Raw genomic sequence first — 14,917 nt, forward strand, 5'->3', positions numbered from 1 at the left:
GCACCGCCTCTTCGAAAGGGATCGCGATCCATGGCAACCGGCCTGGACACGGAGACGTACGACGCCGTCGACGTCGGCACGTACGAGGTGCTGCGCGACCGGCTCGCCGGACAGGCCGCCGAGCTCGCCCGCCGGGCCGAGGCACTGAACGCCCGCCGCATCGCGGAGTTCGGCGCCACCCGGCTCGAACTGACCGGAACCGAGCGGCTGCGTACCGAGCGCGCGAGCGTGCCCCGCGACATCGTGTCCGTCGGCGGCCGACTGCTCTTCGGCTACAACGACGCCTCCGGTCCGCACACGGAGACGGCCGTGGGCGACGTCTTCGCCCTGTACGACCGGGACCGGACCCGGCTGCCCGAGGACGCGGTGCCCGGCCTGCTCGACGACCCGGCCTTCGTGCGGGAGTTCAAGGCTCTGTACCGCTACTACCGGCAGGCTCGCCTCCTCAGGCTCCGCCGACTCGGGGACAGGCTGCTGGCCGTGTTCCAGACGGGCGACAAGGCCGAGGACACCAAGGTGCTGCGCTGGGCCGTCTCCGACGACGGGCGGCCGTCGTTCCTCGACCCCCGCGGCGAGCACGACGACGTGCTCCCGCCCTCCCACGACTTCGCGTGGACCGAGGCCACCCGCGAGGACCACGTACTGGGCAGCCACCCCACGGTCCGGGTGCGGGGCGAGATCCTGGTCTCCACCGTCGGCGGCGCACTCGCTGTCCGGACGGAGGCGGGGGAGGAGCTCTTCGGCGAGCCGGTGGACGAGCCGCTCCAGTCCCTCGCCGACGCCGACATCGCCCACGCGCGCGTCGGGGCGCTGATCCTGCTGAGGATCCGCCCCTACAAGGAGGACACCCACCGGTACCTGGTCTTCAACACCCTCACCAGGACGGTCATCCGCCTCGACGGCATCGGGCAGGCATGCCGCCGGCTGCCCGACGATCAGGGCATCGTCTTCCCCGGCGGCTACTGCCTGGCCACGGGCGAGCACAAGACCTTCGACCTCGACACATCGGACCTCGAGTTCGAGGGCGAGGTGCGTTCGCCGTACGGCGAGGACACGCTGTACGCGTTCCACGCGCGTGCCGAGGGCCGCAGCCTGCTGCTGTCGTACAACACCATCCGCAAGGAGGCCGCCGCCCCGCTGTCCTGCCACGGCTGGGCCCTGTTCGACGACGGCACCCTGCTGGTGCTGCGGGCGGACGGTGCCGAGCCGGCCCGCGTACACCCCCTTCAGGTGTGGACCTCCCCCTACGCCTCCGACACCTACGCCGCCGCCCAGCCCCTGGGCGAGGGCCCGCTGGCCCGCATCGGCAACTCCGACCTCGTACGCGCCATCTCCACCTGCCTGTCCCTCACCCGCGCGGTCGCCGAGACCACCCCGACGAGTGAGGTGTACGAGGCGCTCGCCGCGGCCTGCGTCCGGGCGGCCGACGCCCATCACTGGCTGGGCGAGGCCGAACTCGGCGACCTGCGCACCCCCCTGGACGCGGTCCGGGACACGGCCGAGCAGGTGCTCACCGAGTTCGAGACCGTATCGACGCTGACCCGGCAGGCGTCCGAGGCGCTCGACCAGGCCGCCGGCCGTCTCGCGACGGTGGTGCGGCGGCTGCGCGGCGGGGCTCCTCGCGAGGCCACCGCCTGGGTGAGCGGGCTGACGGAACTCCGCCACGCCCAGGGCCACCTGCTGACCCTGAAGGACATGCGGTACGCGGACACCGCCCGCATCGACGAACTCGCCGCCGAGGCCGAGGCGGACCTCGCGTCCTTCGGGCAGCGTGCCCTCGCTTTTCTGGCCCGCGAGGACGCCTTCGCCGGGCACCACCGGAACGTCGAACAGCTCGCGGCCGACGCCGAGTCGATCCGCAGCGTGGCGGAGGCCGCGCCCGTCGCGGCCCGGCTCGACGCTCTCGCCGACGCGCTGCGCACGGTCACCGAGGTCGTCGCCGGCCTCGACACCGGCGACGCCACCGTACGGACGTCCGTGCTGGAGCGCACCGCCGAGGTGTTCGGCGGCGTCAACCGAGTCCGCGCCGTTCTCGACGCCCGGCGCCGGGCCCTGCGCGACAGCGAGGGGCGCGCCGAGTTCGCGGCCGAGTTCACGCTGCTCGGCCAGACGGTCGCCGGTGCGCTCACCGCCACCCGTACTCCGGAGGAGTGCGAGGCGCACCTGGCCTCCGTGCTGGCACAGCTGGAGAACCTGGAGTCCCGCTTCGCGGAGTTCGACGACTTCCTCGGCGAACTCGCGGACCAGCGCACCGAGATCTACGAGGCGTTCTCCGCCCGCGAGCAGACCCTCCTGGACGCCCGCGCGCGCCGCGCCGAACAGCTCGCGGCATCCGCCGACCGCGTCCTGGAGACGATCACCCGCCGTGCGGCCACGCTCGGGGACGCCGACGCGGTCAGCACGTACTTCACCTCGGACCCGATGGTCGCGAAGGTCCGCCGCACGGCCGACCAACTGCGGGAACTCGGCGACCCGGTACGGGCGGAGGAGCTGGACGGCCGGCTGCGGGCCGCGCGTCAGGAGGCCGTCCGTGCGCTGCGCGACCGCGCCGACCTGTTCGCCGACGGCGGCCGCACCCTCCGCCTGGGCGCCCACCGCTTCGCCGTCACCACCCGGCCCCCAGGCCTCACCCTTGTCCCGCACGGCGACGGCCTCGCCTTCGCCCTCACCGGCACCGACTACCGCTCACCCGTCTCCGACCCCGACTTCGCCGCCAGCCGCCCGTACTGGGACCGGCACCTGCCGTCCGAGTCGCCCGGGGTCTACCGCGCCGAACACCTCGCCGCCCGACTGCTGCGCCGGCACGGGCCGGCCGCCCTCGCGGCGGCCGACCTCCCCACGCTGGTACGCACGGCGGCGGAGGAGGCGTATGACGAGGGCTACGAGCGCGGCATCCACGACCACGACGCGACCGCGATCCTCACCGCCCTCCTTCCCCTGAACGAGCAGGCGGGCCCGCTGCGGCACGAGCCCGCCGCCCGGGCCGCGGCCCAGCTGTTCTGGGCACACGGCACGACGGCCGGGGCACGGACCACATGGGCCCGCCGGGCGAGCTCCCTGGCCCGGGCCCGGGACACGTTCGGCCTGACGCCCGCGATCGCCGAACTGGAGGAGGAGCTGGCGCGGGCCATCGGCGCCTGGTCCCCCGACGCGGATCCCACGGCGTCCGCCGGGTACCTCTTCGAAGAGCTGACGACCGGCCCCGACGGCTTCACCATCAGCGCCGCCACCCGCACCCTGCTGGACAAGTTCCACCGAACGGTGGGCGACCCGGGCTACGCCGAGGACCTCGCCGCCCTCGACGACCTGGCCGCGCGCCGCCAACTGGCCGCGGCCTGGCTGTCGGCGTACGCCTCCGCCACCGGCACGGAGATCACCGCCGGCGACCTGGCGGAGGCGGTGGCCGCCGAGCTGTGCCCGGAGCTGAGCCGCCACACGTCCGACGCGGTGCTGGAGACGGCCGTCGAGGGCCTGCTCGGCACGCACCCGCGCATCACGGGCCGCCGCATGCTCCTCCGGATCGACGAGTTCCGCGCCCGCACGCGGCGCTTCGCCGACCAGGACGTCCCCGCCTTCCGCGGCTACCAGCGCCGGCGCACCGCCCTGGTGGCCGCCGAACGGACCCGTCTGCGCCTGGACGACCACCGCCCGCGCTCCATGGCGGCCTTCGTGCGCAACCGGCTCATCGACGAGGTGTACCTGCCGCTCATCGGCGACAGCTTTGCGCGGCAGCTCGGCACCACAGGCGAGACGAAGCGCACCGATACCGGGGGCCTGCTCCTGCTCGTCTCCCCGCCCGGCTACGGCAAGACGACGCTGCTGGAATACGTCGCCGACCGTCTGGGCCTGATGCTGGTGAGGGTCAGCGGCCCGGCGCTCGGCCAGGCCGTCACCTCGCTCGACCCGGCCGAGGCCCCGAACGCCACCGCCCGGCGGGAGATCGAGAAGATCAACTTCGCGCTCGCGGCGGGCAACAACACCCTCCTGTACCTCGACGACATCCAGCACACCTCACCGGAACTGCTCCAGAAGTTCATCCCGCTGTGCGATGCCACCCGCCGTGTCGACGGTGTGTGGGACGGCGAGCCGCGCACCTACGACCTGCGCGGCAAGCGCTTCGCCGTGTGCATGGCCGGCAACCCCTACACCGAGTCCGGCGCCCGCTTCCGCGTGCCCGACATGCTCGCCAACCGCGCCGATGTCTGGAACCTCGGCGACGTCCTCACCGGTAAGCGGGAGGTCTTCGCCCTCAGCTTTCTGGAGAACGCGCTCACCTCGAACCCGGTGCTGGCCCCGCTCGCCGGACGTGACCGCCACGACCTCGACGTGTTCCTGCGGCTCGCGGCCGACGACCCCACCGCCCGCGCGGACCAGCTCACGCACCCCTACGCCCCGGCCGAGGCGGACCAGATCGTGGCCGTCCTGCGCCATCTGCTCACCGCGCGCGAGACCGTTCTCGCGGTCAACGCCGCCTACATCGCCTCCGCGGCGCAGTCCGACACCACCCGCACCGAGCCGCCCTTCCGGCTCCAGGGCTCCTACCGCACCATGAACAAAATCGCCCAACGTCTCCGGCCCGTCATGAACGAGGCCGAACTCGCCGCCGTCCTCGACGACCACTTCACCGCAGAGGCCCAGACCTTGACCAGCGGAGCCGAGGCCAACCTGCTGAAACTGGCCGAGCTGAGCGGCAGGCCGACCCCCGCCCAGGCGGAGCGCTGGGCCGAGCTGAAGGCCGCGTACGTCCGCACGCAGGCCCTCGGCGGCCCCGAGGAGGACCCCCTCACCCGGGCCGTCGCCGCACTCGGCCTGCTCGCCGACCGGGTGGCAGCCGTCGAGTCCGCCATCATCCGGGCCGCGGAGCAGCCGTAAGCCCGCCCCGGGCGCATGGTTGGTATGGTGCGCAGGTCGCACCGCTTGGAGAGACATGGCAGCGCTCAAGGGAGAGGGGCCAGGCGACGATGCAGGCGTCAGAGGTCTCGCGTGCGGTGGCCGCGGCCATGTCGATCGCCTCATCACGTGGCCTGACAGCCGACGACGCGATCGTTCTTCATAACTCGAACAAGCTCAGTCTGCGTCTGCTGCCTTGTGACGTCCTGGCCCGGGTGGCACCAATAGCGCATCAGGTCGCACAGTTCGAAGTCGACCTTGCTCAGCGGCTCGCCGCATCCGGGTGCCCCGTGGCTGCTCTCGACCCTCGAGTGGAGCCACGCGTCTATGAGCGTGACGGTTTCGCGGTCACGCTATGGACCTACTACGAACCCGTGACACCTCGAGAGGTCTCACCAGCCGACTTCGCCCATGCGCTCGAGCGGCTGCATGCCGGCATGCGCAAGCTCGATGTCCCGACGCCGCGATTCACGGATCGAGTCGAGCAGGCTCAACAACTCGTGGCGAACCGCGACCTCACTCCGGCGCTCGCCGACGCGGACCGGGAGCTGCTCGGCGACACGTTACGAAACCTGAGACGAGTGATCGGCGAGCGCGGCGTCGCCGAGCAGCTGCTGCACGGCGAGCCGCACCCGGGCAACCTGCTCACCACGAAGAACGGGCTGCTGTTCATAGACTTCGAGACGTGTTGCCGTGGGCCCGTCGAATTCGACCTCGCCCATGCGCCCGAAGAAGTCAGCGAGCACTATCCGGGTGTCAATCGGGACTTGCTGCGCGAGTGCCGGATCCTGGTGCTGGCGATGATCACAACGTGGCGCTGGGATCGAGACGACGAATTCCCCAACGGGCGTCGGCTGGGCACGGAGTGGCTCGGCCAGATCCGAGCGGCACTCGATCGCAACGGCCTGGATGCCCAGGGCTGATCGCGGACCCTCGAGGTCGTAGCCGGCTGTGCGGGTGCCGACCGGGCGAGGGTCCGAAACCATGCCGCCGTGCCCACGGGATTGTCAGAGAGTGAGGTCCCAGACACGTATGACGCCGTCCCGACCGGCGGTCAGGGCGACCGGGCGATCCCGCATCGTGGTGACCGCCACGGCTTCAACACGCGCATCGTGGCCGGTCAGAGGCGGCCCGACTGGTCGACCGCCGACGAGGTCCCAGATCCGCACCGTCCCGTCCTCGCCGCCGGTCACCGCGACCGCCCGGTCGCCGACCATGGCGACGTCCAAGGCGTTGATCCTGCCCTCATGACCGGCAGCCGGTTCGTGGATCGGGTCCCCGTCTTCGCTCCCGGACAGGTCGAACACGTACACCTTTCCGGAGTCCGTGCCCGCCACGACGACAGGACGGTCGTCGAGCTGGGAAAAACCGACAGCGTATGTGACTTCCCCGTCGTGCACGGAGAACGACGCGAGCTCCTCGCCGTTCGCGACATCCCACACCGTCACCCCCTCTTCCCCGCCACCGGCGACCAGCGAGCGGCCGTCGATCCGCGCGGTGGCGAGACCCCAGACGGATCCGGCCTCCAGCTCGATCGACGGCTCCTCGCCGGGCCCCCACACCTCGGCTCCGTCCCAGTGGACCCCACTGCTTGCCACGAACAGCGGTGGTCCCTCGTTCTTCACTGCGGCGATGGACGAGATATAGGGCCCGTTGTCGGCCGTCCCACGCAGCAACTCGCCGCTGGACAGGTCCCAGATGGCCGCTCCCTGCTCATCACCCCCGGCGGCCAGCACCACGCGCCCGTCGAAGACGGCCGCGGCCACCGAGTCGATATCGTTCACGGCATCCGGGTGCTCGGCGCCGAGCGGGCCCTCGGCGAAGGGGGACGCCAAGGGCCGCTCCAGCCATTCGTCCCGCAGCGGAGCCCAGCTCCACAGCTTGTGGAAGCCGGTGCACACCACCAACGGCTCCCCGTCCACATCGACGACGGCAAGGCCGTGGATCGGGCCGCCGGGCGCCACGCTGCTCAGAATCAAACGTTCGTCAGACACCCCGGCAGAATATTCGGCGCGTACGACAGCCATGGCGGATGTCGTCATACAGATGCCACACGAGGGGCGCGGTTGCGGCGTGCTCAGTCGGCGAAGTTGGCGCCGAACCCCGGCGTGCCGGTGGTGGAGACACCCGACGAGCTCGGCGAGACGGAGCGGGCGCCGGTTGTGGTGATCTTCGTGCCGCTGGAGGGCAGGTACGTCACCGCGCCGTTGCCGGAGTTTTCCCAGGAGCTGACCAGCAGGTCGGCCTTGCCGTCGCCGGTGACGTCGTCGAGCTTGGTGTCGAGGCCGAACCCGTCGTACTTCTCGTCGTCGCCGGGCACGCCCGCGGTGCTCTGTGCGAAGTACTGGGCGCCGGAGCTGGTGTTCAGGCCGCTCGCGGAGCCGTACAGGACGGTGACCGCGCCGGTGTCGGCGATGCCGTTCAGGTCCTCGCCCGCGGCGCTGATGACGATGTCCTGGTAGTCGTCGCCGTTGATGTCGCCCAGGTCGAGCTCGTAGCCGAACATGTCGTTCTTCTCCGACCCGCCGGGGACGTTGCCGGTGTTCTGGGTGATGCCCGTGGTCGAGCCGGGGCCGGTGGCGGAGCCGTAGGTGATATTGACCTTGCCGCCAAGGGCGGAGCCCGGGATGGTCGTGCCGTCGTCGGTCGTGTTGTTCCAGTAGGCGCCGCTGACGATGTCGCCGAAGCCGTCACCGTTGACGTCGCCGATGGCGGTGATCACGCCTGGCTTGAGGGCCTTCGCCGAGGAGGCGTTGAGGCCGCTCGCGGTGCCCGGCACGTAGTAGTTGGTGTTCCAGCCCCAGTCGGTCTGCGTCTCGAAGCCGTCGACCATGAGGTCGGTGCGGCTGTCGCCGTTGATGTCACCGGCGGTGAGGTTCATCGGGCCCCGGGCGCTGCCGCCGGACTGGATCGGGGGCTTGATCGTGTAGCGGCCGCCGGCGGTGCCGGAGGTGCTGATGCCGCCCTTGTAGACGTAGACGGTGCTGGAGGTGTTGCCCACGGCCAGATCGTCCTTCCCGTCGCCGTCGAAGTCGCCGGCGGCCAGGTTCTTGCCCCAGAAGTCGTGCGACGAGGCGGCCGGGTCCGCGATCGTGACACCGGTGCCGGTGATGCCCGAGGCCGAGCCCCACAGCACGGCGAGGGTGCCGCCGTCGATGTCGCCGCCCACGTCCTCCCCGGCCGCGGCCACGGCGATGTCGTCGTAACCGTCGCTGTTGAAGTCGCCGTAGGCGGTCTCGCCACCGAAGGCGTCTTTGGCCTCGGCGGTGCCGGGGACACCGGCGCTGTTCTGGCTGAGCACGGTCCGCTTGGCGGACGACACACCGGTGGACGTGCCGTAGAGCACTACGAGCTGGCCCGCGGTCTCCTTGCCGCTCACATAGGCGCCGGCGGCCGAGAAGGCGACGTCGCCGATGCCGTCGCCGTTGAAGTCGGCCTGGGGGACCGTCGTCGAGTCCGCTGCCATGGCTGTCGTCGTCGGTAACGTGAGCGCACCGCCCGTCAGCGAGGCCGCGGCGGCGGTCGCGAGGGCGATACGAAGGTGCTTGTGCATGCGGGGTTCTCCTGCGGCATGCGGGGGATGCCTGACAGGCATCCGCGGTCAATGGGGTGTGTTCCGCCCGCGTTCGCCGCGAGTTCACCGGAAGGCGGCTACGGCTTCGCGAGGCGGTTGGCGATCAGGAGACTCGCGAGGGAACCCAAGGGTTGTAGGCGAAAATGAAAAATGTCCGGGCGTCCCAGGCTCACCGGGAAAACACAGCCTTCCCCTCCGAACTCGCGCTCGCCGCTTGACGAGTTACCGCTTGACCCACTCGCTGCTGCCCGGCTGGTAGGTGTAGCCGGGGCGGCGGGCGCTGGTACGGAACGGGGTGCCGGTGTTGTCGATGTGCACGGTGCCGTGGCGGTCGCCGCTGGACCAGTCCAGGGCGAGGTTCCAGCGGACGTCGTGCGCTTTGGTGCGGGCGGTGACGTAGAAGACCTCCGGGTCGGACTCGCTGACCTTGTACGGGAAGTCGCGCTGGCCGTTCTTGAGGGTGACTTCGGGGCTGCCGTTGTCGAGGTCGACGTCGAACGACTCGGTCTTGACGGCGGCGCCGCCGCCGGGGCAGACGACGCCCATCGAGTAGTCGTTCCAGGCGAGCGGGGTGCCCTTCGTGACGATGCGTACATGTAGCGCCTCCAGGACGACCGTGTCCTTCCCGGTGCCCTGTACGGAGAGGGCGATGCGCTGGTCCCCCGAGGGGACCGCGCCGTACGCGGCGGCCCAGCGGGGCGCGTCCTGCTCGACGGCGGGCGGGCCGACCTGTTCGGGCTCGCTGTCGACAAGGAAGTGCTGGTTGCACGGGTCCTTGTAGACGTAGGGCCGGGTGGTGACCTTGACCGGTGCCGCTTCGGCCTGCTCGGTGGTGACTCCGCCGGTGTGGGCGGCGGACTTCGACGCCGAGGGTTTGCCGTTCTTCGCAGGATGGGACGGGGAAGGGGAGTCCGAGGCGGCCGGGCTCGTGTCGGCCGGGATGGTGTCGTCCTCCGGGCCGGCAATGGTGCCCACGGTGATGTCCCCGGCCCTCCGGTCGTCGGCCTCGCCTGTGAAGGACGGCAGAATCGCGGCGAGCGCGACGGCTCCCAGAGCGGCGGCCGCGGCGACGGGGGCGATGAGCGCGATGCGGCGCCGGCGGGCGCGCGCGGGGGCGGACGGCACGGCGCCGCTGACGACTGGTTCGTCACTTCCGCCCGGCTCGCGGTGTTCGCTGCCGGTGGATGCCGACGCCATTCCCTCCGGTTCCGCCCCGCCCGGCGCCGTTACCTCCGGTGCCGTTACCTCCGGCTCTGTTCCGCCCGGACTCGGCCTCCTGCGTGTCCGCGCCGCATCCGCCAGAATCCACCTCCGGTGCAGCTCGACCTGCTCCTCGCGGGTCGCCCGGCACACCCGGGCGAGCCGCTCGATCGGCGCGTAGTCCGTCGGCACCGCGCTGCCGTTGCAGTAACGGTGCAGCGTCGAGGTGCTCATGCCGAGCCGCTTGGCCAGCGCCCCGTAGCTCAGCCCCGAGCGTTCCTTGAGCCCCCGCAGCAGCTCCGCGAGCGCTTCCGCGTCCTCGGTGGGCCCGGTCGCTCCGGTGGACCCTATCGACCCTGACACCGTTCCTCCCCATGTCCCACGTGGCCTGCCGCGTCCCATTCCCGCATTCCAGGCTCCCTGGATCGCTCCTGGTCAAAGCCTGTTCCGGCGTCCCAGCGTATCCAATTGCCGGTCCTTCGTAGCGGCTGGGATGGATCACCCCACACACTCCGGTTATCCAAGCACCCCCCACTGCGCCACAGAAGGGCACCACCCACATGTCCAGTGTCCGGGACATCCGTACCCGCCTGCCTACCGCCACCGCGGTCGTCGTGATCGCCGTTCTCTCCCTGACCGCGTGCGGCGACGGATCGACCTCCGGTAAGTACGCGAAGTCCGGAGCCGGTTCGGGGCATGGCGGGGACGCGCCGGCGGGGCAGGGCAAGGCCGGTATCGGGGATTCCGGTGGGAGTGGCAACAAGGCCGTCGTCTGTGGGGGTTCCGGCATCAAGACGGTCGCGGCGCCGGTGAACCGGCCGGTGAACCACATGCTGCTCACGGTCACCAACACCGGCAGCGCCCCCTGCGACCTCTACGGCTACCCGGCCGCCCGCTTCGGCAAGGCCCAGTCGGTGCCGCCGGTCAACGAGGACTCCAAGCCGCGGGTCGTCGTCAGACTCGCCCCGGGCGAGTCCGGCTACGCCGCCGTGAACCTGTCGGCCACCGACGGCAGCGGCACGAACGGCCGCACCGTGAAATCTCTCGCCGTCACCTTCCAGGACCGCGCCGGAGAGGACACTTCATGGGCCGCCCATCCGCCTCTGCCCGCCAAGGGCCTTTACGTCGATGACTCCCTGAGCGTCACGTACTGGCAGCAGTCGATGGACAACGCTCTCAGCTGGTAACACCACCGCCGGCCGCGCACTGCCGCGCATCGGTTCATTTTTGGAGAGGAGAAGGGTTGATGAGTGCCATGGCGACGGAGAGCCGCCCTGTGGGAGGGATGAGTGAGCGGCGGCGTTCGCGGTTGCGGCTGGAGATCTCGCGGGAGGCGGCGCGTCTGTTCTGGAAGCAGGGTGTGGCTGCGACGAGCGGTGATCAGATCGCGGATGCGGTGGGGTTGTCCACGCGTACCATCTGGCGGCACTTCCGGAGCAAGGAGGCGTGTGCCGAGCCGATCGTGATGCAGGGCGTCGTCACGTTGATGAGTGTGCTGCGCAGCTGGCCGAAGGACAGGTCTCTTGAGGACCACTTGGTGGGGGAGCTGGTCCGGCTTCAGTATGAGACGCGGCCGGCCGATCTGGCGGATGAGATGCTGGCGATGAAGATGATCCGGCTGGCCGACACCGAACCGGCGTTGCGTACGGCCTGGCTGATGGCTTGTGATCAGATCGAGCAGCAGATGCGGGTGATCATCGGTGATCGGCTGGGGTGTGCGGCCGGTGATCTGGAGGTGCGGGTGCATGCCGCGGCCGCTGCCGCGGTGGTGCGGGTGCTGGACGAGCAGATCGGCGTCGCCTTCCTCGCCGGCGCCGGTGCCACGGAACTGACCGAGGTGAAGGCCGCCGCCCGGCGGTTCGCCCACGCGATCCGCGCGGCCACCGGCGGGGCCGTCGGCGACCCCATCGCCTGACGGCCCCTTCCGTCAGCCCGCTGGTTGCCGTGTGTCCGTCGGGAGGTCTTCCGGCAGCAGCAGCCGCAGGTCGTCCAGGCCTGGTGCGGCCATCGGGCCGATCCGCCGGGCCTGCCGCGTCATCATCGCCTCCAGGATCTGGCGGGCCGTACGGGCGTTGCCGAACGAGCGGTCGCGCGGCAGTCCGGCCACGTACTGGAGCAGCGCCTCGACGGTGTCGGGTGCGCAGTCGTAGCCGGATGCCGTGGCGTGGCGGCTCATGATCTCGACCAGTTCGTCCGTGGAGTAGTGCTCGAAGTTCACCGAGCGGGAGAAGCGCGAGGCCAGGCCCGGGTTGGAGGCGAGGAAGCGCGCCATCTCCTCGGTGTAGCCGGCGACGATGACGACGACCTCGTCACGGTGGTCCTCCATCAGCTTCAGCAGCGTGTCGACGGCCTCGCGGCCGAAGTCGGAGCCGGCGCCCTCGGGGGTGAGGGTGTACGCCTCGTCGATGAACAGCACGCCGCCCAGGGCGCGTTCGAAGACCTCCTTGGTGAGCTGCGCGGTGTGGCCCACGTAGCGGCCGACCAGGTCGGCGCGGGCCACCTCCACCAGCTGGCCGGTGGCCAGCACGCCCAGGGAGAGCAGCAGGTCGGCGTAGAGCCGGGCCACGGTGGTCTTGCCGGTGCCGGGCGGCCCGGAGAAGACCAGGTGGTGGCTGATTTTCGGGGTGGGAAGGCCCGCGGCCTGCCGCCGTTTGGTGGCCGACAGCAGGTTGACCAGGTCGGTGACCTCGCGCTTGACGGCCTCCAGGCCGATCATGGCGTCGAGGTCGGCGAGCAGTTCCTCGGAGCTGCGGCCGCCGTCCGCTCCCGCCCCGGCCGCCGACTTGTCCGCGATGTCCTCGGGCAGCAGCAGCGAGAGGTCGGCCTCGGCGGGGTTGGCCATGGAGCCGAGCCGGAACGCCTGCCGGTCGACCATCTCCTCGAAGACCTGGCGGGCCGCGCGGCCGTTGCCGAACGTGGCGTCGCGCGGCATCCGCTCGTAGTGCCGGTCGAGAGCGTCCAGGGTGCTCGGGGCCAGCTCGTAGCGGTGCGCCGCGCACATGCTCTCGGTGATGGTCACCAGCTCCTCCACCGAGTAGTTGGCGAAGTCGATGGTGCGGGTGAAGCGGGAGGCCATGCCCGGGTTGGAGGCGAGGAACGAGCCCATCTCGTCGGTGTATCCGGCGGCGATGACGACGACCTCGTCGCGGTGGTCCTCCATCAGCTTCAGCAGCGTGTCGATGGCCTCCTTGCCGAAGTCGGCGCCGGAGCCCTTGCCGTCGGACAGCAGCGTGTAGGCCTCGTCGATGAACAGCACACCGCCGAGTGCCTCGTTGAACGCATCGGTGGTCTTGATGGCCGTACCGCCGATGACCTGGGCGACCAGATCGGCGCGGGAGACCTCCACCAGATGCCCGGAGCGCAGCACGCCGAGTTCGGCGAGGATGCCGCCGTAGAGCCGGGCCACGGTGGTCTTGCCGGTGCCGGGCGGGCCGGAGAAAACGAGGTGGCGGCTCATCGGCGGGACGGGCATGCCGAGGCTGGCCCGGCGCTGCGCGAGCTGGTTGAGGTTGACCAGGGTGCGCACCTGGTGCTTGACGTCGGCGAGGCCGATCAGCGACTCCAGCTCTGCCAGCGGGCCTTCGGGCTTCTTCTCGCCGGGGCCGGCGGCGGCCTTGCCCTCCTGGGCCAGGTCCCCGGCGGTCTCGCCCCAGGCGTCGGGAGTGGCGTTCCCGCTGCTGTTCAGGCCTTGGACGGTGAGGCGCTCGGTCGCGCGGGTCTGCTTCAGGCCCGCGCCGCGGTTGTCGCGCACGGCGCAGTCGGTGAGGGTGACCTGCTCGGAGCTGTCGACGCGGATGCCGTCGCCGACGCTGCCGCTGATCTGGCAGGTGTCGAGCGTGGCCCGGCCGCCGTTGGCGACGAGCACGCCGTGTGCCCCGGCCTCGGCCACCTGGGTGTGGCCGGCGGAGAGTTCGGCGCCGCTCTCCACATGGAGCCCCGCGGCGGTGCTCGCGTGGATCTGGCAGTCCCGTACGGTGGCGCGGCCTCCCGTGCCGACCCAGACGGCGGCCTGGGCGGTCGAGCGCAGCACGGTGCCGGTGATCTCGGGGGCGCCGCCGACCGCGACCCGGATGCCCGCGCCCGCGGAGTGCGCGACCGTACAGTCCTCCAGGCGCCCGCGGCCGTCCTCGACGACCTCCACGCCGTGGCCGCCGGGCGCGAGGAGACGGGCGTTGCGCAGCAGGGGGTTGGCCCCGGTGCGTATGGAGACGGCGACGCCGGCCGCGTCCACCACCTCCAGACGGTCGAACTCGGCCGAGGCGTCCTCGGACAGCAGGACGGCCGCCGTCGCGTCGGCACAGTCGCGCACGGTGGTGTCGGAGAGCAGCGGGGCGCTGGAGCCGACGACGCGGATCGCGGAGGAGGCCGCGGCGTCGAACGCGCAGTCCTGGAACGTGCCCCGGGAACGCTCGGTGACCGCAAGGCCGTTGCCCTTGGTGCGCGCGGTGCCGCAGCGCAGCAGCTCCGGGTCGGCGCCCTGGGCGAGCACGATGCCGGGTCCTGTGGTGTCGCTGACGGTGACCTCTTCCAGCACCGGCCGGGCGGCGCTGGTGACGTAGACGCCGACGGAGGTGTCGTGCACGTGAGTGCGCGCCACGTGCGTGGCGCACCGGCCCTCCAGGGCGATGGCGGGCTTCTCGGTGCCGGAGATGTCGCAGTCCTCGACCCGGCCCTGCGCCTCGCCGTTGGCGAGCAGGCCGTTGCCCTTGGCGTCGCGCATCCGGCAGCCGCGCACGGTGGTGCGGGCCTGCTCGCTGAGGACGACGGCGGAGGTGCCCAGGTGCTCGATCAGACAGTCGTCGATGATGCTCCCGGTGGGGGCGGTGTCCACGACGCCCGCGCCCTCGGGGTTGGAGATCCGGCAGCCGCGCATGGCCAGCGAGCCGTTCTCGCGGGCGAGGAGCGCCGTCCAGCCGGAGCCGACGACGGTGCAGCCGTCCATGGCGACCTGGCCGCGCGGCGCGTCCACCACCGGCAGGTCCTCGCTGCCGCCGCGCAGCGTCAGGTCGGTGAGCATCACGGCGTCCGCGACGAGCACCACGGCGGTGCCGCGCGGCGGGCAGATCTCCACGCTGCCGCGGTCGCCGTCGGCGACGATGGTGAGCCGGGTCCTGACCGTGAGGTTCTCGCGGTAGCGGCCGGGCTTGACGCGGATGACCGCTCCCGTGCGCGCCTTCGCCAGGGCCTCGCCGATCGTCCGGAAGTTCTCCGTCTGGTCCGGGCCGACCGTGAGCAACTGCCGTGACACGCAGG

8 protein-coding genes are annotated in these 14,917 nt (G+C 71.3%); 4 read left to right on the forward strand and 4 right to left on the reverse strand.

What is annotated here, in order from left to right; genetic code table 11:
* The first annotated feature begins 30 nt into the window (after positions 1-30).
* Together ACH4S9_RS18005 and ACH4S9_RS18010 are read left to right on the forward strand one after the other, a co-directional pair.
* Positions 31-4,872: a DNA repair ATPase gene (locus ACH4S9_RS18005; RefSeq protein WP_398372825.1), complete on the forward strand. Its 4,842-nt coding sequence runs from the start codon at positions 31-33 to the stop codon at positions 4,870-4,872.
* A gap of 89 nt (positions 4,873-4,961) precedes the next feature.
* On the forward strand, positions 4,962-5,813 hold the full coding sequence (locus ACH4S9_RS18010; protein WP_398372827.1) for a phosphotransferase enzyme family protein: 852 nt from the start codon (positions 4,962-4,964) through the stop codon (positions 5,811-5,813).
* A gap of 84 nt (positions 5,814-5,897) precedes the next feature.
* Here ACH4S9_RS18010 and ACH4S9_RS18015 read toward each other — a convergent pair whose 3' ends face one another.
* The 3 genes from ACH4S9_RS18015 to ACH4S9_RS18025 all read right to left on the reverse strand — a co-directional run bounded on the left by ACH4S9_RS18015 (position 5,898) and on the right by ACH4S9_RS18025 (position 10,066).
* Positions 5,898-6,884: a WD40 repeat domain-containing protein gene (locus ACH4S9_RS18015; RefSeq protein ID WP_398372829.1), complete on the reverse strand. Its 987-nt coding sequence runs from the start codon at positions 6,882-6,884 to the stop codon at positions 5,898-5,900.
* A gap of 83 nt (positions 6,885-6,967) precedes the next feature.
* Positions 6,968-8,443, reverse strand: a complete 1,476-nt coding sequence (locus ACH4S9_RS18020; RefSeq protein ID WP_398372831.1) for an FG-GAP-like repeat-containing protein — start codon at positions 8,441-8,443, stop codon at positions 6,968-6,970.
* 243 nt (positions 8,444-8,686) lie between these two features.
* Entirely contained in the window at positions 8,687-10,066 is a 1,380-nt protein-coding gene (locus ACH4S9_RS18025; RefSeq protein WP_398372833.1) for a helix-turn-helix domain-containing protein, read from the reverse strand.
* A gap of 158 nt (positions 10,067-10,224) precedes the next feature.
* Here ACH4S9_RS18025 and ACH4S9_RS18030 point away from each other — a divergent pair, with 158 nt between their 5' ends.
* Both ACH4S9_RS18030 and ACH4S9_RS18035 read left to right on the forward strand, forming a co-directional pair.
* A complete protein-coding gene (locus ACH4S9_RS18030) occupies positions 10,225-10,851 on the forward strand; it encodes a DUF4232 domain-containing protein (RefSeq protein WP_311721696.1) in 627 nt (208 codons plus the stop codon).
* 122 nt (positions 10,852-10,973) lie between these two features.
* Positions 10,974-11,579, forward strand: coding sequence for a helix-turn-helix domain-containing protein (locus ACH4S9_RS18035; protein WP_361181839.1), 606 nt, complete (start codon positions 10,974-10,976; stop codon positions 11,577-11,579).
* Between the two features lie 12 nt (positions 11,580-11,591).
* Here ACH4S9_RS18035 and ACH4S9_RS18040 read toward each other — a convergent pair whose 3' ends face one another.
* Positions 11,592-14,912 (reverse strand): right-handed parallel beta-helix repeat-containing protein, encoded by a 3,321-nt coding sequence (locus ACH4S9_RS18040; protein ID WP_398372836.1) that lies wholly within the window; start codon positions 14,910-14,912, stop codon positions 11,592-11,594.
* Positions 14,913-14,917 lie beyond the last annotated feature (5 nt).

This window comes from Streptomyces sp. NPDC021225, assembly GCF_044332865.1.
In the GTDB taxonomy this organism is placed as follows: Bacteria; Actinomycetota; Actinomycetes; order Streptomycetales; family Streptomycetaceae; genus Streptomyces.